We start from the raw sequence: 19,487 nt of genomic DNA, 5'->3' as shown, positions 1-19,487 counted from the left end.
CCCTAACTCACCACCGCCCGCTTCGGCTCGACGATCTCGAACATGCGCGGGAATTCGTCCATCAGGCCCATCAGCTCGGCAAGCCGCATCGGGTTGCCCGCGAGCTTGATCTTGCCGGCGGCGACCGCTTCCGGAAAGCTCGTCAGTTTCGCGATGACCTCATCGAGCGTTGCGCGCGCGAGCGTGAAACTGGCGTCCGCGCCTTCCGCCTGCACGCCCTCCGTATAAGTCAGCGCGCAATTCTCCAGGTTGAGCACGAAGATCTCGCCGGTATCGGAAAAGCTCCAATTCAGCACGATGTGCTTGCCCTCGGCCTTGGGGCCGTTGAGCCGAATGCCGAGCACGTCCCAGAGCTGCTCGGTGCGTAGCGCGGCCAGCGTCTCGCGCGGCATTGGCGGACGCGGCGGGGTCTTGGGCATGCCCTGACGCAGCTCCTGCGCGCCGAACAGATAGGCGTTGCGCCAGGTCGAGCTCTCGGCGGCATAACCGAGCTGCTCGAGCGTATCCGCGAGCAACAGACGCGCCGCTTCATTCTCCGGCTCCGCGAAGACGAGATGGCCGAGCGCCTGCGCGACAAAGCGGAACTCGCCTTTGTCGAAGTCCTTGCGTGCGCGCGCGAGGATGGCCTCGGCGCCGCCCATGTACTCGACATACTTCTTGCCGGATTCCACCGGCGGCAGCGGATCGAGATTGACCGGGTTGGCATCGTACCAGCCGAGATATTTCTGGTAGATCGCCTTCACGTTGTGCCGGATGTGGCCGTAATAGCCGCGGCCGTGCCAGGCGCCCTCCAGGCTCTTCGGCAACTGGATCGTCTCGGCGATCTCGGCGGCGGTGAGGCCGTGGTTCATCAGGCGGATGGTCTGGTCATGCGCGAACTTGTAGAGATCGCGCTGCTGGCGGATCATCGTGCCGATCCGCTCGCGCCCCCACACCGGCCAGTGATGCTGGCCGCACATCGCCTCGGCCTTGCCGTCCCAGAGCCGCAAGGCCTCGTTGAGGTACTTCGACCACGCCAGCGCATCGCGCACGTCGGCGCCGCGGAACGGCAGCAGATTGTGGAAATTGTGCGTACAGTTCTCGGCGAGGTTCAACAGTCTGTAGCGCGGGATGAAGAAGTGCATCTCCGCCGGCGCTTCGCTGTTCGGCGCCATCTGGAATTCGAATTCGACGCCGTCGATCACGCGCCTGTCGCCGGTCGCCATGATCAGGTCGGTCGGACGCAGCAGTGCCACGGCGCCCGCCGCCATCGACTTGCCGAGCCCGTTGTCGACCTGCCCCCGCACGCCTTTGGCGAGGAACGGCCCGAACTGGTATTGTGCCCGCCGCAGCATCGCCGGCCCCGCGATGATGTTCTCGGAGACGGCATGCTCCATGAACAGGTTCGGCGCGATGATCGGCACGGCGCCGGTTGCCAGCGCGTCCTCCTCCAGCACGCCGCGCGCGCCACCCCAATGGTCGGTATGGGTGTGGGTGAAAATGACGGCGGCCACCGGCTTCTGGCCACGATGCCTGTAATAGAGATCGAGCGCGGCACGTGCGCCCTCGATCGACGTCAGCGTGTCCACGACGATGACGCCGCTGTCGCCCTCGATCAGCGTCATGTTGGCGATGTCGAGCCCGCGCACCTGGTAGACGCCGGGCACCACCTCGAACAGGCCGTGATGCATGTTGAGCCGCGCCTGTCGCCACAAGCTCGGATTGACGGTCGGCGGCGCCGTCTCGCTGGAGAGGAAGCCATAGGGCTTCAGGCTCCACACCGTCCGCCCCTGCGGGTTGGCGATCTCCGCATTCTCGATCGTACCAAGGAAGCCACGTGCGGCATCGTCGAAATCCCGCGTGTCGGAAAACGGCAGCGCATTCAGCATCGCATCATGCTGCGCGGTGACGGAGGGTGTTGCGTCCTTCGGCTCGTTGCTGGTCATTCTTGTTTCCTCCCGGCCTGTGCGAACATCTAACCGCATCTCGCGGGTGATTGCTATCGGAGGAGACTGCCGAAATCGAGCGAGATGCCTCTTCCCTTCTCCCCTTGTGGGAGAGGTGGCGCGAAGCGCCGGATGAGGGGTATATCTCCGCCCGCAAGACTGTTTGTGCGGAGAGAAACCCCTCACCCGCCTCGCCGCTGCGCGGCGAGCCACCCTCTCCCACAAGGGGAGAGGGTGCACCGTCCGCGTGGCTTACGCAGCGAGCTCTTCCGCCAAGGTCTGGCCCGATGCGGTCGCATCCGCCATCCGCAAATCCCGCGCCAGCACATAGCCGCCGCGTTCCTGCTTGGCCCGATATAGCGCCTTGTCGGAGCGCGACAACAGCGCCTCGGCAGTGCGCCCGTCGTCCGGCGCGACGGCGACGCCGACGCTGACGCCGAGCTCGATCATTTGTCCGTCGATATCATAGGGCGCGCTGATCGACTGCACGATGCGCTGCGCCATCGCTTCCGCATCAGCCGCCGCACGCTGCACCAGGACGAACTCGTCGCCGCCCATCCGGACCACGAGGTCATCCTGCGCGGCGAGCGCCTTGAGCCGCCCGGCGACCTGCTTCAGCAGTGCGTCACCGACGGGATGGCCGAACCGGTCGTTCGCCTCCTTGAAGCGGTCGAGGTCGAGCGTATGGACGGCAATCATCCCGGCCGCCAGCATCTGCGGCAGGTCCGTGGCCAGCACCGAACGATTGGACGCGCCGGTCATCGGGTCCAGGCGCGAGAGCTGCTCGAACTGCCGCTTGAGCGTGATCTGGTTGATCGAGGCATTGAAGCTCAGCCGCACCATCTCGAAGCTCGCGGCCACATACATCAGGATGAGGAGCCCGAGCCCGACATGGCGCAGATCGGGTTGCATGAAGGTCACGATCGCAGCAGGCGCTGCGATTGCGACGAGATCGAGCAGCGCCGCGACGGGACGCAGCGCCAGCCGCGCCACCACGCCGGCGCCAAAGCCGAAGCCGATGCCAATCGCCATCACGGAACAGAGTGCATCACCCAGCACGATGCTGCGCGCGGCAAACACGCCGAGCACGGATGCCGTTGCAACGGTGCCGGCAACATAGCGCCGCTCCCAGCGCGCGGCCTCGGCCCGACCGAGCTGCGGCGGACATGAGAGGCGGCGACGGAAAGCGAATATCTCGAACAGGCGGACAATGGCCACCACCACACCGGCAACCGTCAGGCCGGCCGTCACGATGTCGCCGGTCTCATAGGTCGTGATCGCACCGACCATCGCCTGGCAGGCGGCCGCAAGAATGGTGGGCATCGTCGTGCCGTGAAGGCCCGTGATGACTTCCATATAGACGGCGTCCGAAATCGACGCCCGTCCGGATTCCATTCTGTTGAAGAACATGCCAGCCCCATCCGCTGGCATGCTTCTACCGCAGACCCGTAAAATGGGTTCCCAGCACAGCGATGGCATTTGAGTGTGCGGGTTTACCGCGCGTTAGCCATGTCCCGGTCGTGCATAGGCTAATGCATCCCCAGCACCCGCGGCAGCCACAGCGTCAGATCGGGCCAGTAGGTCACGATGACGAGGAAGCCGAGCATGGTGATGAGCCACGGCAACACGGCGACCGCGAGCTCGGTTATTCGCATGCGCGCTATCATCGAGGCGACGTAGAGATTTAACCCGACAGGCGGATGGCAGAGGCCGACCTCCATGTTGACGTCCATCACGATGCCGAAATGCACGAGGTCGATGCCGAGCTTCTTGGCCGCCGGCGCCAGGATCGGCGCCATGATCAGGATGATCGAGTTCGGCTCCATGAAGTTGCCGGCGAGCAGTAAGAGGATGTTGACGACCAAGAGGAAGCCGACCCAGCCGAGGTTCTGCGCCGCGATCCAGTCGGCCAAGGTCGCCGGCAGGTTCTCGTTGGAGAGCACGAAGGAGAACAGCACCGCGTTGGTGACGATGTAGAGCAGCATCGCGCTGGTGTTGGCGGCGCGCAGCAGCACCCGCGGCACGTCCACGATCTTGATCGCCTTGTAGACAAACACCGCGATGACAAAGGAGTAGACCGCAGCCATCGCGGCCGCCTCGGTGGCGGTGAACAGGCCGCTGTAGATGCCGCCGATGATGATGACGACCAGCATCAATCCCCAGATGCTCTCGCGGAAGGTGCGGACGGTCTCGCCCCAGCTCGCCTTCGGCAGGCGTGGATAGTCGCGCTTGCGTGCGAGCCACCAGGTGACGATGCAGAGCATCGTCGTCAGCATGATGCCCGGCAGCAGGCCCGCGACGAACAGCGCGCCGATCGAGGTATTGGTGGAGACCGCATAGACGATCTTCGGTATCGACGGCAGCATCAGGATGCCGAGCGAGCCGGCAACGGTGATGATGCCGGCGCCGAAATGCATGGGATAGCCGTGGCGGACCATCTCCGGCAGCACGATCGCGCCGATCGCGGCAACGGTCGCGACGCTCGAGCCGCAGACCAGCGCGAACATCGCGCAGGCGACGATGCCGGCAAGGCCGAGACCGCCGTGCCAGTGGCCGATCAGCGAGGTCGCGAAATTGATCATGCGGCGCGCGACGCCGCCATGGGTGAGGAAATTGCCGGCGAGGATGAAGAACGGGATCGCCATGATCTCGAACCCCTCGATGCCCGTGAAGAGCTTCATCGAGACGGCTTCGATCGGCACTGTGGTCAGCGTGAACAGGAACGTCATCACGGTGAGGCCGAGCGCGATCGAGACCGGGATGCCGGTCAGCATCAGCGCGATCAGCAGCGCGAACACGGTCGCGGCACGCATCCAGTGCGGCAGCACCACAACGCCGAACTTCTCGGCGAGACACATCGCGAAGATCAGGATCGGCGCCATGATCAGGATGACGCCGAGCGGCGACACTTTTCGCGCGGCCGCCCTGGTCGCCGCGCCGGCGGGCTGCGGATGCAGCGCGGGCGAGACGTCGGCCTCCACGCCCTCGACATGACTCTCGTCATGATGCGGCAGATGGCCGGTCCAGTAGTAGGACCACGAGACCTGGAGGAAGCGGAAGCACATCAGGCCCGAGCCGAGCGGGATCGCCAGATAGACGAACCACATCGGCGCTTCCAAATCATTGGACTGCTGGCCGGTCTTGAACATCTCGGCGACGAAGGAGGCGCCGAAGGCCGCGATCATGCCCGTGAACAGCGCGCCGCACAGCAGCGAGAACAGGATCACGTGCTTGCGCGAATGTTCGGGCAGGCGGTTGACGAGCAGGTCGACGCCGACATGGATGCCGGTGCGCACGCCATAGGCTGCGCCGAACTTCGCCATCCAGATGAACATGTAGATGCAGAGTTCCTGCGCCCAGGACAGGTCGAGCTCGGACAGGAAGGTGAACACCGCCATCGACAGCGTCGCGAGCCAGTTCATCCCGTGCGCAGCCGCCCATCTGGAGAGGACGATCGATTCGCCTGCGCCGTAACGGTGCACCACGGCGATGAAGATCAACCCGGTTGCAGCCGCGATGAGCGTCGCGATCAGCCATTCTTCGAGATGGTTGAGCGCCTGATTGAGCACGCGAAGCAAATCAAAGTCCCCCTATCGATGCGAAACGGCCGGAAGTGCGCACACTCCCGACCGTTCGTATTGTCCTTGCGGAAAACGCGTCAGTTCATCTTGACGTCGAGTTCCTTGGCGACGAGATCGAGCACCTCCTGCCCGACCCGACCCTTTGCCCATGTATAAGTCGGCCGCATCGATTCCTGCCACGCCTTGCGGTCGGCGTCAGTCAGATAATGCAGCTTGGTCTTGCCCGCCTTCTTGATCTCGGCCAGCGCGTCCTCGTTCTCCTGGTGCGCGATCTGGTTGGTGTACTCGGTTGCATCCACCATCGCCTTCTCGAGCTGGGTGCGGATGTCGGGCGGCAGGCCGGACCAGAATTTCGAGTTGACGATGACCGCATATTGCAGATGCGCGTGATAGGACACTGTGATGTCCTTCTGCACCTCGTAGAACTTCTGGGTCAGGTAGTTCGACGCGGTGTTTTCGCAGCCGTCGACCACGCCGGTCTGGAGCGCCTGGTAGACTTCGGAGAACGCCATGATCTGCGGGATCGAGCCCATCAGGCGGAAATACTGGTCGGCGATCTTCGATCCGGAGATGCGGAATTTCAGGCCCTTGAAATCCTCAGGCTTCATCAACGCGCGGTTCGACGACACCATGTGGAAGCCGTTGTCCCAATAGGCGAGCCCCGTGATGCCCTTGGCCTCGAGCTTCTGGAACAGCCATTTGCCGATCGTGCCCTTCATCGCGCTGGAATAGGTCTCGTCGTCCTTGAACAGCCAGGGCAGATCGAGCGCCTCGAACTCCTTGATGCCGAGCGGCGCGAATTTCGCAGTCGAGGGCGCCAGCATCTGCACCGAACCGAGCTGAAGCGCCTCGATCTCCTCCTTGTCCTTGTAGAGCGAGGAGTTCGGATAGACTTCGATCTTGACCTTGCCGTCGGTGTACTTCTCGGCGAGTTCCTTGAACTTCAGCGCGCCCTTGCCCTTCGGGGTGTCGTTGGCGACGACGTGGCTGAACTTGATGACGATCGGGCTCTGGGCCTGTGCCACCGCTGGGGTCACAAGAATAGCTGCGGCGGCGACCGCAAGAAGCAGCTTGCGCATGAAGTAACCTCCCAACAACCTCTAAAACCGGGTTCTTTTTGTTTTGCAGCCCGGTTTGCAGCCCAGTAGTGGCAGCAATCCACCACCCGAACAACTAGACCTAAGCCCAATTTGCCGCAGGCAAGCTAGCTTGATGGCTGTTGTCCGCGCAACCCGGGACCCGCTTCCAGTCCCGGGTTGCGAACGGTTTATGTCGCATTGCGGCAGTGCGATCAGCCCTTGCGCTGGGCGACCATGAACAGACGCCGGAACGGAAACAGCGTCTGCCCCGCCGCATTCTTCGGATAGGCCTTCGCCACCCGCTCGCCATAGGCGGCCTCGAACGCGGCCTTCTCGTCGCCCTGCAGGATGTCGAGATAGCGCGTCAGCCAGGTCCCCTTGGTCCATTCCTTCACGGGATTGTCGCCTTCGAGCACCTGCAGATATTCGGTCTCCCAGATGTCAACGTTCTGGGAAAGCGGCGCGAGCAAATCATGATAGAAGGCCGGCCCTTCGACCGGCGGCGGGGTAACGAGATGCTCTACCTTTGACCGCCACGGACCGTTCAGCGCCGTCTCGCCGATCAGCACATGCGATGGCGCGAGGAAGTTGCGCGGCATCTGCACCGCAAGCATGCCGCCGGGCGTCACCTTCTCCATGACCGACGGAAACAGCGCCGCATGATTGGGCAGCCAGTGCAGTGCGGCATTGGAATAGATCAAATCGTATTGCCTGGCGGGGCGCCAATGGCCGAGATCCTCGTGCGACCATTCCACATCCGGCGCCGCCTTGCGGCCGGCGGCCACCATCTCGGCCGAGCCCTCGACACCGGTCACGGTCGCGTCCGGCCAGCGCTCCTTGATCAGTTTTGTCACGTTGCCGGCCCCTGCCCCGAGATCGGCGATCGCGCGCGGGGCGAAATCCGGAATCCGCATCAAGAGGTCGACGGCGGGCCGAAGCCGATGGCCGGAGAATTTCAGGTATTGCTGCGGATCCCAGACCATTGCTCAACGCCTTTTCTTTTTCGTGTTTCCTTCGTCGAGGCTCTTGGTTACCACTGCTCGTCCCGCTCAGGCAATTCGCGAAGCCGGCGGGACGGGCAGGAAACGAACGACAAGAAGCAAAAAGCAAACAAGAGAGCGTGTGACCATGGACCTCGGGCTCAAATCGAAAACCGCAGTCGTGACAGGAGCGAGCATCGGCATCGGCCGCGCCATCGCCAAGGGCCTGGCTGCCGAAGGCGTCCGCGTCGTCGGCGTGGCGCGGCGCACTGATCTCCTTGCCGAGCTGGTGAAGGAAGTCGGCTCCGGCCTGATCACGTCGTTCGAGCAGGACGTGATGGCGAAGGACGCCGCGGAGAACATCGCGGCCTTTGCGCAAAAGGAGCTCGGCCATGTCGACATCCTCATCAACAATGCCGGCGGCAGCCGCCCCCTTCCCGTCGATGCGCCCGACAGCAAATGGGACGAGGCGATCGCGCTGAACTTCACCAGCTACCGCCGCATCGCGCATGCGCTGCTGCCGCAGATGATCGAACGCAAATGGGGCCGCATCGTCAACATCACCGGCAAGTCCGAGCCGGAGGGACTCAACGCCGCCTTCGCCGCCAAGGCCGCCGTGCACGCCTGGGCCAAGGGCCTGTCGCGCGAGATCGGCGAGCACGGCATCACCATCAACTGCATCCCGCCCGGCCGCATCATGAGCGAACAGATCCGCCGCAACTATCCGCCGGGTTATCGCGAGCGCTTTGCCGAAGAAGAAATCCCGGTCGGCTATTGGGGCGAGCCGGAGGATCTGGCAGCGCTCGCGGTGTTTTTGGCGTCGCCGGTGGCGCGGTACATCACGGGGACGGTGATCCCGGTGGATGGGGGGCTGCGGCGGTATCAGTTCTGAGGGCTTGCCCTGGCTTCGCATACATTGCGCCCCGCCGCTCCGCTCCTGCGGGAATAGCGCGCGACGAACCCCATCGACAGCAACCAGAGAGGTCTCGATGATTGAGAGATACTCAGACCACGCGGCAAACGAGCGGACTTTTCTCGCCTGGGTCAGGACGGGCATCGCAATCATCGCGTTTGGCTTTGTCGTCGAGAAATTCAACCTCTTCGTCCGAACTATCGCTGAAGCCAACAGGACGGAGATCGGGTCCCGACTGCAATTCGATCGCTTCACGGGAGCGTTCAGTCACTATGACGGCCTCGCGCTGATCGCGATCGGGATCGCAATCATCGTGATTTCGCTCTTTCGCTTCATCAGGACTGGCCGAATGATTGACGACGCACAATCTCATTCCGCCGGCGGCATCAAGACAGAACTGGTGCTCGCCGTTGTGCTGGGCCTGATCGTTACAGCGATGACCGTCTATTTTGCGCTCTGACTTTGGACCTAGCGGTGGCGCCGGCTTCCATCGACAACGTCTGGAGATCGCTTTGCATCACCATACGGGTCTGGGCATCGAGAGCGCCGAACGGCTCGTCCATCAGGATCACATCGGGGCCGACCTCGGTGTTGACTGACGTGATGTTGCGGCCGCGATGATGGACCGCATGTCTATACATATTCCAAGCCGCCGAAATGAGCAAGCCGAGGCCAATGGTGAGAATTTGGGCTTCGCGGGTTGAATGAAAGGCAGGGCCGGCTGCGGCATCGCCGCGGCGGCGCGTTGGGGTTGCGGCGTTCGCCGCACACTCGTCCAAATCTACTGGCGTCGCCGCCGTCAATGACGCAGAGGCGGTCCCTTTAAGAAACACGCTCGGAAGGTCGGCGGCCGGGCTCTCTGGTCATGCATCAGTCGACGTGACTGCATTTCCTGCCGTCGACAACGCGCGTGGATGAGAGGCAAGCCGGATGATGTGCGGCGAGGCTGCTCCGCTATAGAGACTGTCGAGAATGGCGGAACGGTTCTTCAGGACCCCGCGCTGATTGATGTAGCCCTTGTCCGTTGTCTCGCCTGCCGCGAGCGACAGCGGCTGGATCTGGATGGCAACGGCCGATATCCGCGCGTTGGTCGCTGCCGCTAGGTTATGCTCGGTCAAGACCCGATGGACGTATGCGCGAACGCCGGAATCCAATGAAAGGGTGTCACCGGAATCCGCGCCTGCTGCGCCGTTAGCATGTCGCCTTGCACGGTCCGGATTGAGCCATACCAGCGCGACGAGAGAATCGCGGCCCTCGCCTCCGATGACCAGATCCTGCAGCACGCCGCCCATCCGGTCCAGGATGGCGGCACGCAGCTCGCCGACGAGCACCCACGTGCCTGTCATCATTTTGAAATTCTCCGAGAGACGCCCGGAAAACCTCAGGCCGCGGCAGAGATCGGCGGGATCGATGAACGAGACCGCGTCGCCTACCCGATAGAAGCCCTCTTCGTCGAATGCCGCCGCAGACAATTCGGGTAATCCGAGATAACCGGGCATGACGTTCGGGCCACGGACCCGCGCCTCGTAACCGTCCATCGCCGGAACCAGCTTGAGTTCGATGCCGGGTGCCGGCAAGCCGATCTCTCCCGGCGCTTCGCACGGTCGATAAGACACGCAGATGGTCGGCCCGGCTTCCGTGGCGCCGTATCCGGCCAAAATCGGAACTCGCTCGCCGCGGACTTCGATTGCATATTCCTGAAGCGTTGCCATTACGGCCGCCGGGATCGCCGCGCCCCCGAAAATCATTCTGTCGATGCGATGGAAGAACTTCCGCCTCAGGTCTGGATCCTCGCCGAGCGCGGCGCATAACAACGCGTAACCGGTTGGGACATTGAATGAGGCCGTCGGAGAGACGTCGTGCAGATTGGCGATTGTTCGATGAAACGCTTCGGGCGTCGGTCGGCCATCGTCGATATAGAGAGAGCCGCCGTTCTTCAGAATCCCATTCAGTATGACGTTGCAGCCCATGGTATGATGCCAGGGCAGCCATTCGATCTGAACCAGGGGCTGCGAGACCGGCGTGACCTGAGCGGCCATCTGCAGCACGCTCGACATCATGCGATGGGTATTGATCACTCCCTTGGGAGAGCCGGTCGATCCCGACGTGAACAGGATTTTGCCGACGGTCTCCGGTCCGAGTGCTGCGAACGCCGCCTCAAACGCGTGACCCGGTGTCGCGGCGGATAGCTCCGACAGCGGCGTGGTATCCGCCGCCTCTTCCGCCGTTATCCATTCGGCCTGCGCAAAGCCGGGGATGGCACGGGCTTGCACGAAGGGATCCGCCTTCTGGGCAAACACAAACTTCGGCGTGAGGACCTTCGCGATGTCTTCGATGCGGCTGAGGCCACCTGGCAGAAGACTGTAGCTTGGCGAGATCGGCGCAACCTGCAGACCGATCGACATCGCGGCGAACTGGATCACCGCATTCTCGATCGAATTGCCGGACAGGATGGCCAGCGTATCGCCCGCTGCGCCACCCCGATCAATCAGCGCCTGCCCGACCGAGCGCACTCGAGACCAGAATTCGCCATAGCTGATCGACTGCCATGCATTGTCGCGGGTTCGTTGCGCGAGAAAGACGCGGTCCGGCGTTTCCTGAGCCCAGTGGGGAAGGTATGCGCAAATCGTCCCGCTCACTCCAGCGAGCATAATCCGCGATCGCAATATCAGGGTGCCGTCATCCCTTCTCGTGACCTCGATGTCGGTCGGTGGTGAAGGCATAGAACAATATGGCGTGGAAGCAGGATGGTCGAGAGCAGGCTGCACAGGCGTTCTCCTTTCGATATCCGCGAAGGCCCGGCTGAGGCGGCGGCGATCGATGCAAACGATCTGTAGTCCTCACGCGCAATGAGGCTCCTGCAGAACGTCGGGAGGGCAATATCTCGATGCTACGTTGCGTGAGAATTTCATCTTCGCGAGGATCGCGTTGCATTTGCAATGTCGCTGATCCGGCGTCACGGACACCAGTGAGGGTTCCAATGGGGGATTCACGGGTGCCGAGAGTTCGCGCAAGACGTCCGCCCGTGAGTTCACGCGCGATGCCCGGAAGCAGCCCCGCTGCTAAACGCGCTCGTCTGCTATGGACCAGTTGCCAGAGGCTGCGACCTATTCATGCAGCAGCGATTGCCAGTCCGGAGGCACCGCGCCGTCCGGCCCGGGCACCGGCTGGTCCAACGGATGCGCGTGCGGGCCTTGCAGCTTCGGGCCCGCGAAGGGCTGTCCCGTGCGATAGTCGTAAAACCACCGTTCGCCCGGCTCGAAGCTCGTGATGATCGGGTGACCCGTCGCCGCGTTATGCTTCGTTGCATGCTGATTGGGTGACGTATCACAGCAGCCGATGTGACCGCATTCGACACATCTGCGAAGATGAAACCACCATCCGCCAGCAGCCGAGCATTCCGCGCAACCCGTTCCGCTTGGCTTGGCCGCGAGGTTGATGCCATCCCTGTCAGACTTCATCGATCCACTCACTGAAAGTGATTGCGGTCATCGCAAATCTTCGCCGCCATCGCATTTTGCCAGTGTTTCGCCCGACGGGTCAACCTCGCGACATCAGGGAGCATCTCGCGGGAGAATTGGAGAGGCGTTCACACAAAGTTGCGGCGGCGATGCACAGGCGTGACGCGAGGCATCGTTCGGCGACGAAAAATCGGCGTATTCCAATCCCCAACAATCATTGCCCCGCTGCGGCCGCACCACAGACAGCGGAGGGACGAAACGTTCTGCCGATAGAAGCACCACAGGCCTTGGCTTTGCCAGTTCGTCACGGGAGACGTGCAACATGAACAAATGGGATCAAAAATCTCGAGGGCATCACGCCTGCCCCACCTGCTACGGCCCGCCCTCGTCGCGCCGCGGCTTCCTCGCGGGCGTTGGTGCACTTGGCCTGGCCGCGGCCGTCCCCGCCGTTGCGGTGCACGGACAGACCAAGCCGGCGCTGATCGATACTCACCTTCATTTCTATCCGCCTGAGTATCAAAAGCTCTGGCTTGGCTACGAAGACGCACGCAAGCAGCCGCACTTTCCCGGCCAGGTGGCCTGGACCCGCGAGAAGCTCGTCGAGGACATGGACCGCAATGGCATACGCACAGGCATCCTGTCGGTCGCCTCCACGCCAGGCGTGTGGTTCGACCTCGGGCCGGCGGAAGCCGGCCGGCTCGCGCGCGCCTGCAACGAGTACGCGGCGGACATGATGCGCGACCATCCGGGCCATTTCGGCCTGTTCGCGACCTTGTCGATGCAGGACGTCGATGCCACGCTCAGGGAGATCGAATATGCGTTCGACACGCTGAAGGCGGACGGGATCGGGCTGCAAAGCAGCTACGGCGACAAATGGCTCGGCAATGCCGCTTACAGGCCGGTGTTCGAGGAGCTGAACCGTCGCAAGGCGGTCGTTTATGTGCATCCGCTGGTCGCGAGTTGCTGTAGCGCGCTCAGTGTCGGCACGTTCCCGGCGGTGATCGAAGTCCCGCACGACACCACACGGACCGTGACGAGCCTTCTGCTCAGCGGCGCATTCGCCCGCCACCGCGACATCAAATGGCTATTCTCGCACGCCGGCGGCACGATACCGATGATGGCCGGGCGCATCAATTCATTCTATGGGGCGCGGCCCGACCTGAAGGAGTTTGCGCCGGACGGAATCGAAGGCGAACTACGCCGGCTTCACTACGACACCGCGAATGCGACTTTCGCGCCGTCCATGGCCGCGCTGCTCAAGCTCGTGCCCGCCTCGCAGATCACCTATGGCAGCGACTATCCGTACTTCAGCCTTGGCCAGTTCGCGCAGTTGCAGAAGCTTGGCCTCTCGACAGACGATCTCGATGCGATCGGCCATCGGAACGCGACACGTCTCGTTCCCCGGCTGCAGGGTTAGAGGATCATCCCGAAAAGCGTGGAGCGGGCTTCGGAGCCCGATCGGCCTGCGAAATCATGCTTCATTGCGCGATCGTTTTTGCCGGATCGGCCCATGACTGCGGCGCCGGAGGCATGGTGCCATAGACGCTGATACGGCCTGCTTCGCAGTGAAGGAATGTTGTGGCGACCGCGTCGGAATACAATCGCGCCGAGGTCCGGCTCAGCCGATCAGCCGACAACAGCGCACCCGTCGCGACCAAAGCGGACGACAATGCGTTGAACAGCCCCTGAGAGGCAATCGGATCGAACGCCATCGCCGCATCGCCCACTGCAATCCAACCTTCGCCCGCGGCCTCCGAGAGGAGGCAAGCCGACGCGTCCACGCTGAGCAGCGCATCTCCAGCCGGTGTGCCGGATCTGCGAATGCGCCAAGTCTGCACACGCCCTCGCGGCCCACTGATGCGGTAAGACCAGGTCGGTCCATCGCTGCTGTATTCGAGCCACGATGCGGAACCGGCCGTCGCGCCGTCAGCCGCATCCTCGACCAGTTCGGCGACCATGCGATCCCGGGCGGCCACGCGCGCGCCCCGGCGCCGCGCAATCGCGGCGGCGCGCCCCGTTGCATCGACAACGATCTCCGCAAGGACGAGCTTCGTCCGAGCGCTATCGCTCGCACGACAGATAACGCCGCGGTCCGGCGTGACGCCGATTGCGCGCAGCCCGTAAAATGTAACCCCGACGGCGACAGCCTCGTCGCGAAGGCGCTGGTCGAAACGGCCGCGATCGACCACATACCCGACGCGGCAGGGATGACGCAGAAAGTCCTCGTAGTCCGACGCGCCCGAACGGTGTGTTCGTCGAATCCCGAGACAGGCTCGGGCGATCGCCGGATCGTCGAGCAGATGTTCAAGTCCCACCGCCGCGACAGTGACGAGCGAGGCCGGAGCAAGCAGCTCAAGCCGCGTCGTCGGCGTGACGCCGGAATCTGCGACAATGACCGTGCGGCCCCTAAGGGCCAGCAGGCGTGCGGCGGTCAAGCCGGCAGGCCCCGCGCCGACCACGAGACAGTCGGTGCGCAGCACGTCCAAGGTCAGATCTCGCCCGGGCGATAGGTCCGCTTCGGCGGGGGAGCCGTCTTGCGTGCACCGCGCCGCTGCGCCAGGCCTGCCGTCGTCTGCGGCAAGAAAAGGCTCTCCATGTCTTCGACCGCGTGGTACTTCGGATCGGCCGTGACATCGATCGGCCCGCTGCTGTCGCGGCGTCCCTGCTCGACCCGCAGATCCTGCACCGGCAGAGATGCAGGCGCGTTCTTCACCGGCAACACCATGCCGAGCTCGGACCATTCCGCAATCATGTTCGACAGGCGGTCATAGTAATCGTTGCCGCGGATGTCGCGCAACCAGTCGACCCGGTTCATCAGGTGCTTGAAGGTCTGCTGTTGCGTCGCCTGGCCGAGAGGCGCGATGGCGGCCGCACGCAGATAGTTTCCGTCTGCCAGAACCTGATCCGGGGCACGCGGTCCCCAGAACGTCGGCATCGACAGGAACGTCGACGGGAAGTAGTCGGCCGCCGAATTGCACGAGGTATGATCAGTCTGCCACGGCACGCCAAGGAAGCGGGTGAGGCAGCCGGCTGCGACACCATCGTGCGGACCATTCGCGCCGGTGCAGACCGCCGGAGTGAGAGTACCCCCGAAGTCCTGCCGCGCTGGTTGCTCACCGGCCAGGACCTTCAGCCGATACGCCGATGCCCACATCAGCGGAATCCGCATCACCCATGTCATCTCCATCGCGGGATGGAATGGGCCGCCGAGACAATCGTGCAAGGATGCGCGCTCGAGATGCTTGACCTGGACCTCGGGAGGCAGGGCATCGAAGTCCTGCGCCTGCGGCGGCTGGTGCGACGGCCCGTCGGCGTCGAATGTTCCAGCAGCCCAGCGCTTGAGGTGCGCGTACTGGGTCTTCGTCACGGCAAGCAGCGAATTCGAAGGCTTCGGCGGACCTTCGAAGAATTGGTCGACCGCATCGCCGAACACCTGCGCTATCTGATCTTCGATCAGTGCGCCGCTCGCGCCTGGATCGCGAAACAACGCCAGCACGGCCGCGCGCCACGCCGCATTCGCAGCAGACGCGTCGTTGAGCTTGGCGAGGACTTGCGCATTCTGCGCGTCGAGCGGCGAGCCAAAACCATGAACGACGAAGAGCCCGTGGTTGACCCATTGCAGTCCGGTCAGGCGCTGAAAGATTGGTTGCACGTCGTTGACGAACGAGGTCTTGACCGGTCGTGGAATCCAGCCCTTGTCGTAGAACACTTCCCGCACCACGTCGTCCATCGTGACGAGACCGAACAGCCCCGGCGCGTAATTCGGCGGCGTAACGCAGACATAGCCGGGCTCCGCATCGATCGGTGCATGCCCCGCAAATGTCACTTGCGCCCGCACCGGCCCGTCGCTGACGTCATCGTGCCAACCTGGATTGTTGGCGAAAGTCAGGGGCCGGGTCCCTTTGCGGAAAGGCCGCGAAACTCCATTGCCGCCGAGGAAGATCAGCCGCCCCTCCTCATCGGTACGAAGCTCGCCGAGATAGACCGGCGAAGCCCAGAACGCGCCATCGTCCAGCCTGATCGGGCCAGCCCCCTGCCCCGCGATGCTTCGCGGGGTTGGCGTGATGTCGAGCTTCCACCTGGCGTCCGGCAAAACCAGCTCGCGATTTCGCTGCAACGCGTTCTGGCTCAGCGGGCCGAGGTCCATTGCCTGGTTGAACTCGTACCAGCCGGCCTTGAGGTTTGCGATGCAGACGCGCCACTCGATCTTCGCGGATGCAGCGGTCACCTCCTGCACGCTGCCGTCCTTCATGTGGGCGTAGATGCGGAAGCGCGCGGCTTGCCGCTTGATCTCTCCGTTCGCGGTGCGAAAGTCCTCGACAAAGCGAGCCGGCTGTTCCGGCGTCGTGCCGGGCAAGGTCGACGCACCGCCGATCATCTCGGGGCCGATGACGTAGTCGCCGGCGCCTTGCGCGTTGCCAACGCGGGCGACGCCGATGGGCGGATAGACTTTCAACGCTGCAATTGCGTTTGGATCGATCATCGTCTGACCTCGATATCAAAAGGGATTGTCCAAAAACGGAGGCGTCGCACGAGACTTGCCGCGAGGCCATCAGCGCGGATGGTCCGGCTCGTCGATCGGCTGTCCGTTCAGGCTGCGCCTCAGGGCGGCGGGCTTCTCGCCGGCCTCGATCCGCCGCCTCTGGAATTTGTCGATGAACGAGGCGCGGATGTCCTCGATCGGCTCGAACTCCGAACGTGGCGGCGCGGTGCTCTGCGGAGCAGCTGCCGCGCCGAGCCCACGCGACTGAAAGCGATGCAGCATCGAACGTCCTCCGCGCAAATAATTCGCCGCAGAACTTGCTGTGCGGGGGCCTTTCGCAACCGGCTCCGACAACAGGCTATGTCAACCGCGCTGCGTCCAAATGACCGATCCGCAGGGTTGGCTTTGTTCAATTATAGCGAGTAGTATAGTATCAATGTAGACCTAAAGTCCACGCGACAAAGCGAAGCTCGCGTTACGGGTCATCAAAGCCGGAACAACACCATGTGCATGATGTGCGTGCATCGCGGCTCGGGCGTTCCCAGACTCAAACCTCGCAAGCGCCGCCCGCTCGGCCTCGCTCAGCCGCAGACCGGCGTGCAGGTGCGCGGCGTCGAGATCGTCCAGTGCGTTCAGGACGTGACGAATTCGGTGCCGCTGGTCGCCGATAAGGCGACGCTCGTTCGCCTCTATCTTGAGCCGACTTCGGTGTCGCAGCCCGGTCAGATCACCGCGGAAATTGCGTGGAGCCGGAGCGGCGGAGGCGACACGTTCCTCCCGGCCCTCAACTCGCTTCGGGTAGACCCGGGCTCGCCCTTCAGTCTCCGCGAACAGCGGGAAGACATCGACAAGAGCCTGAACTTCCGCCTGCCGGCCGCGGCCATCGGCGCGGGCACACTCAACTTGCGCATCAGCCGCATCTTTCAGCCCGGAGGCGGCGACCTTCCGGCGGCGGCGTTCAACATCGCGCCCGTCACATTCGCGGCGGCGCCGCCGCTGCGCATCCGGGTGATCGGCCTTCGATACAAAGCGGGCACGACGACCGTCACACCCGCTGCGGTCCACTTTTCGTATCTCAGGTCGTTTCTCAATCGCGCCTATCCTGTCGCCGCGCTCGAATGGTCCCACATGGTGGTGGACGCGGATTTTGCCGCACCGTTCGACGACTCGACGGTCGATCTCGCCAATGCCCAGATCGCCGCGCTGCGAAGCCGCGAGGTGAGCAGCGGCGTCGACCCGCGCACGCACTATTACGGTCTCGTCGACGATAACGCGTCCAACAACTTCATGCGAGGAAAGGCGTTCGCGATTCCGGGCACGCCCCAGCCGGACACCGTCGCTTCCGGACCCGCGGGCGTGCCGAACGGATTTGCCGGCGATCGCGACGCGTCGTACGCCGACTGGTACGGTGCTCACGAACTCGGACATACGTTCGGCCGGTTTCATCCGGGATTTCCCCCCGCCGCGCAGGACGCGAGCGATCCGACATTCCCTTATGAGAACGGCTGTATCAGCAAGCCGGACAACAAATATGTCGGTGTCGACACCGGGGATCACGAACTCGGCCTGCCGGCCGCTGCGTTGCCGGGGCTCACATATCACGACGTGATGACCTATGCAGACAACCAGTGGCTATCGGCGTACACTTACCAGGCGATAATGACCCGGCTTTTGGAAGAGGACGCCCTCGGTCCGCCGGTCGCCTAGGAGGATCCGATGAAGACCGAAATCAAGACCGGATCATTCGTTCACGTCGTCGCCACCATCAACAAGACCGCTGGTGACGGCAAGATCATGTATGTGAACCCGTCGGTCTCCACCATCGCGTCGGACGCCGCCACCGACAAGGACGTGGAACTCGTAGCCTACGACGGCACCGGCAAGGAAGTCTACCGTGAGCCAGTCGTGATCCGCCGGTCATCTGCTGAACCCGACCGGCCGAACGAAGTCGGTCTGATTCAGGCGGACCTTCCGCGGGTGAGCGGCATGAAGTCGGTAAGCCTCCAGCTCAAGGGGAAGGAGATCAGCCGGTACGAGGCCGGGGCGGCACCCTCCGGGCCGACCGCAGGCGCCACCTTCGGACTTGAGCTTGCCGGGGCTGCAGCAGCCAGCCGGCGGCCATTGAGGATCGACCAACTCGGCGGTTTGCAGCCCGTCGCCGGCGTAACCTACTCGGTCCAGGTCAAGCCGGACAACAAGTCGACGTGGGACACGATCGCAGTGAGTCGTCCCACCCCGGAGGTGGACGTCGATCGCAATCAGTTCGCCGGCGCCAAACGTGCCGCGGTACGCGTGTTGCGGACGACCGGATTCGACGAAGAAATCATCGCGGAAGATACGGTCGACTTGAAGTAGTCGCCCGCCACGAGCCTGCGCGTGCTTACCGACGGCATCGCACATTGATCCCGTCGAGGTCCAGGCCGGATACGCCGTCGACGCTTGATCTGGATCAAACCCGCCGCGGCATTGCCATCCCGGAATGGGTACGGCCGCGCAGAAAGCGCCGCCCGTAAGCCAAGGAGATGATCGATCATGACATCCTCGAATTCCCTGCGTACCTTCGTTCTCGCCGGAGCCGGCGCCCTGCTATCAGGCACAATCGCTCAGGCCGGGCCGATCCCGACGCATCTTTCGACGATGAAATCGATGGTCGATCAGACCACCACCGAAGTGCGCTGGGTCGGCGGCTGGCGCGGCGGCGGCTACGGCTATCGCGGCGTCGGCTGGGGCTACCGCGGCGGCTGGGGTTATCGCGGCTACGGCTATCGCGGCCTCGGTTACGGTGTGGTCGCCGGCGCGGTCGTCGGCGGCGCAATCGCGCGGAGCGCCTATTACGGCGGCTATGGCGGGTACTACGGTGGCTACTCTGGCGGTTATCCCGCCTATGGCTATGGCTACCCGGCCGCATCGTATTACGGTTATGGCGGCGGCAACTACGGCTATGGCTACGGCGGCGACAATTGCCCGCCCACCGGCAGCTACTGGGCCTACTAGCGGGAAACGTATTCGCCGCTTCGGAGGATGGCTCGCCACGGGCCGCCATTCTCCGATGAGCCAATTCACCC

At 63.5% G+C, this 19,487-nt stretch carries 17 protein-coding genes and 1 pseudogene; 6 read left to right on the top strand and 12 right to left on the bottom strand.

The annotated features are described in order from the left end of the window. Nucleotides 1-2: 2 nt before the first annotated feature. From AB7535_RS04540 to AB7535_RS04515, 6 genes and pseudogenes are all read right to left on the bottom strand, one after another. Nucleotides 3-1,925, bottom strand: a complete 1,923-nt coding sequence (locus AB7535_RS04540) for an alkyl/aryl-sulfatase (RefSeq protein ID WP_085404469.1) — start codon at nucleotides 1,923-1,925, stop codon at nucleotides 3-5. A 252-nt stretch (nucleotides 1,926-2,177) separates the two neighbouring features. Further along, on the bottom strand, nucleotides 2,178-3,335 hold the full coding sequence (locus AB7535_RS04535; protein WP_085404470.1) for a GGDEF domain-containing protein: 1,158 nt from the start codon (nucleotides 3,333-3,335) through the stop codon (nucleotides 2,178-2,180). 119 nt (nucleotides 3,336-3,454) lie between these two features. After that, nucleotides 3,455-4,738, bottom strand: coding sequence for a TRAP transporter large permease (locus AB7535_RS04530; RefSeq protein WP_321576422.1), 1,284 nt, complete (start codon nucleotides 4,736-4,738; stop codon nucleotides 3,455-3,457). Nucleotides 4,739-4,978: 240 nt separating this feature from the next. After that, a pseudogene (locus AB7535_RS04525) lies at nucleotides 4,979-5,323 on the bottom strand (TRAP transporter small permease); the annotation flags it as partial. Nucleotides 5,324-5,583: 260 nt separating this feature from the next. Continuing rightward, nucleotides 5,584-6,585, bottom strand: coding sequence for a DctP family TRAP transporter solute-binding subunit (locus AB7535_RS04520; RefSeq protein WP_085404471.1), 1,002 nt, complete (start codon nucleotides 6,583-6,585; stop codon nucleotides 5,584-5,586). Nucleotides 6,586-6,797: 212 nt separating this feature from the next. Further along, nucleotides 6,798-7,568 carry a methyltransferase domain-containing protein gene (locus AB7535_RS04515; protein WP_028150111.1) on the bottom strand — a complete coding sequence of 257 codons (771 nt, stop codon included), beginning with the start codon at nucleotides 7,566-7,568 and terminating at the stop codon, nucleotides 6,798-6,800. A 145-nt stretch (nucleotides 7,569-7,713) separates the two neighbouring features. Here AB7535_RS04515 and AB7535_RS04510 point away from each other — a divergent pair, with 145 nt between their 5' ends. Further along, nucleotides 7,714-8,457: an SDR family NAD(P)-dependent oxidoreductase gene (locus tag AB7535_RS04510; RefSeq protein ID WP_085404556.1), complete on the top strand. Its 744-nt coding sequence runs from the start codon at nucleotides 7,714-7,716 to the stop codon at nucleotides 8,455-8,457. Nucleotides 8,458-8,554: 97 nt separating this feature from the next. Further along, on the top strand, nucleotides 8,555-8,938 hold the full coding sequence (locus tag AB7535_RS04505) for a YidH family protein (RefSeq protein ID WP_028150113.1): 384 nt from the start codon (nucleotides 8,555-8,557) through the stop codon (nucleotides 8,936-8,938). Here the strand turns inward: AB7535_RS04505 and AB7535_RS04500 are convergent. The 3 genes from AB7535_RS04500 to AB7535_RS04490 all read right to left on the bottom strand — a co-directional run bounded on the left by AB7535_RS04500 (nucleotide 8,907) and on the right by AB7535_RS04490 (nucleotide 11,939). Continuing rightward, entirely contained in the window at nucleotides 8,907-9,281 is a 375-nt protein-coding gene (locus tag AB7535_RS04500) for a hypothetical protein (RefSeq protein WP_135215070.1), read from the bottom strand. The genes AB7535_RS04505 and AB7535_RS04500 overlap by 32 nt on opposite strands. Before the next feature lie 60 nt (nucleotides 9,282-9,341). Continuing rightward, nucleotides 9,342-11,117 carry an AMP-binding protein gene (locus AB7535_RS04495; RefSeq protein WP_245344242.1) on the bottom strand — a complete coding sequence of 592 codons (1,776 nt, stop codon included), beginning with the start codon at nucleotides 11,115-11,117 and terminating at the stop codon, nucleotides 9,342-9,344. Between the two features lie 468 nt (nucleotides 11,118-11,585). Then, complete coding sequence (locus AB7535_RS04490) at nucleotides 11,586-11,939, bottom strand: UBP-type zinc finger domain-containing protein (RefSeq protein WP_085404475.1); 354 nt, start codon at nucleotides 11,937-11,939, stop codon at nucleotides 11,586-11,588. 322 nt (nucleotides 11,940-12,261) lie between these two features. On the opposite strand from AB7535_RS04490, the gene AB7535_RS04485 reads away from it, so the two are divergent. Continuing rightward, nucleotides 12,262-13,356: an amidohydrolase family protein gene (locus AB7535_RS04485; RefSeq protein ID WP_085404476.1), complete on the top strand. Its 1,095-nt coding sequence runs from the start codon at nucleotides 12,262-12,264 to the stop codon at nucleotides 13,354-13,356. 61 nt (nucleotides 13,357-13,417) lie between these two features. Here the strand turns inward: AB7535_RS04485 and AB7535_RS04480 are convergent, their stop codons facing one another. From AB7535_RS04480 to AB7535_RS04470, 3 genes are all read right to left on the bottom strand, one after another. Continuing rightward, on the bottom strand, nucleotides 13,418-14,419 hold the full coding sequence (locus tag AB7535_RS04480; protein WP_354113194.1) for an NAD(P)/FAD-dependent oxidoreductase: 1,002 nt from the start codon (nucleotides 14,417-14,419) through the stop codon (nucleotides 13,418-13,420). 8 nt (nucleotides 14,420-14,427) lie between these two features. Further along, a complete protein-coding gene (locus tag AB7535_RS04475) occupies nucleotides 14,428-16,422 on the bottom strand; it encodes a LodA/GoxA family CTQ-dependent oxidase (protein WP_085404478.1) in 1,995 nt (664 codons plus the stop codon). A gap of 69 nt (nucleotides 16,423-16,491) precedes the next feature. Continuing rightward, complete coding sequence (locus AB7535_RS04470; protein ID WP_085404479.1) at nucleotides 16,492-16,704, bottom strand: hypothetical protein; 213 nt, start codon at nucleotides 16,702-16,704, stop codon at nucleotides 16,492-16,494. 228 nt (nucleotides 16,705-16,932) lie between these two features. Here AB7535_RS04470 and AB7535_RS04465 point away from each other — a divergent pair, with 228 nt between their 5' ends. The 3 genes from AB7535_RS04465 to AB7535_RS04455 all read left to right on the top strand — a co-directional run bounded on the left by AB7535_RS04465 (nucleotide 16,933) and on the right by AB7535_RS04455 (nucleotide 19,416). Next, nucleotides 16,933-18,129 carry a hypothetical protein gene (locus AB7535_RS04465; protein WP_354114746.1) on the top strand — a complete coding sequence of 399 codons (1,197 nt, stop codon included), beginning with the start codon at nucleotides 16,933-16,935 and terminating at the stop codon, nucleotides 18,127-18,129. A gap of 9 nt (nucleotides 18,130-18,138) precedes the next feature. Then, entirely contained in the window at nucleotides 18,139-18,777 is a 639-nt protein-coding gene (locus AB7535_RS04460) for a hypothetical protein (RefSeq protein ID WP_085404480.1), read from the top strand. A gap of 177 nt (nucleotides 18,778-18,954) precedes the next feature. Continuing rightward, a complete protein-coding gene (locus AB7535_RS04455) occupies nucleotides 18,955-19,416 on the top strand; it encodes a hypothetical protein (protein WP_085404481.1) in 462 nt (153 codons plus the stop codon). Nucleotides 19,417-19,487 lie beyond the last annotated feature (71 nt).

The organism is Bradyrhizobium sp. 956_D2_N1_4, from assembly GCF_052076025.1.
In the GTDB taxonomy this organism is placed as follows: Bacteria; Pseudomonadota; Alphaproteobacteria; order Rhizobiales; family Xanthobacteraceae; genus Bradyrhizobium; species Bradyrhizobium barranii.
The sequence above is the reverse complement of the archived record's forward strand: the minus strand, read 5'-3'. Positions and strand labels throughout refer to the sequence as shown.

Excerpts from the sequence above, each read along its gene's own strand:
- AB7535_RS04540 (WP_085404469.1), bottom strand. The coding sequence starts at position 1,925 with ATGACCAGCAACGAGCCGAAGGACGCAACACCCTCCGTCACCGCGCAG.
- AB7535_RS04535 (WP_085404470.1), bottom strand. The coding sequence starts at position 3,335 with ATGTTCTTCAACAGAATGGAATCCGGACGGGCGTCGATTTCGGACGCC.
- AB7535_RS04530 (WP_321576422.1), bottom strand. The coding sequence starts at position 4,738 with ATGCGTGCCGCGACCGTGTTCGCGCTGCTGATCGCGCTGATGCTGACC.
- AB7535_RS04520 (WP_085404471.1), bottom strand. The coding sequence starts at position 6,585 with ATGCGCAAGCTGCTTCTTGCGGTCGCCGCCGCAGCTATTCTTGTGACC.
- AB7535_RS04515 (WP_028150111.1), bottom strand. The coding sequence starts at position 7,568 with ATGGTCTGGGATCCGCAGCAATACCTGAAATTCTCCGGCCATCGGCTT.
- AB7535_RS04510 (WP_085404556.1), top strand. The coding sequence starts at position 7,714 with ATGGACCTCGGGCTCAAATCGAAAACCGCAGTCGTGACAGGAGCGAGC.
- AB7535_RS04505 (WP_028150113.1), top strand. The coding sequence starts at position 8,555 with ATGATTGAGAGATACTCAGACCACGCGGCAAACGAGCGGACTTTTCTC.
- AB7535_RS04490 (WP_085404475.1), bottom strand. The coding sequence starts at position 11,939 with ATGAAGTCTGACAGGGATGGCATCAACCTCGCGGCCAAGCCAAGCGGA.
- AB7535_RS04485 (WP_085404476.1), top strand. The coding sequence starts at position 12,262 with ATGAACAAATGGGATCAAAAATCTCGAGGGCATCACGCCTGCCCCACC.
- AB7535_RS04475 (WP_085404478.1), bottom strand. The coding sequence starts at position 16,422 with ATGATCGATCCAAACGCAATTGCAGCGTTGAAAGTCTATCCGCCCATC.
- AB7535_RS04470 (WP_085404479.1), bottom strand. The coding sequence starts at position 16,704 with ATGCTGCATCGCTTTCAGTCGCGTGGGCTCGGCGCGGCAGCTGCTCCG.
- AB7535_RS04465 (WP_354114746.1), top strand. The coding sequence starts at position 16,933 with ATGATGTGCGTGCATCGCGGCTCGGGCGTTCCCAGACTCAAACCTCGC.
- AB7535_RS04460 (WP_085404480.1), top strand. The coding sequence starts at position 18,139 with ATGAAGACCGAAATCAAGACCGGATCATTCGTTCACGTCGTCGCCACC.
- AB7535_RS04455 (WP_085404481.1), top strand. The coding sequence starts at position 18,955 with ATGACATCCTCGAATTCCCTGCGTACCTTCGTTCTCGCCGGAGCCGGC.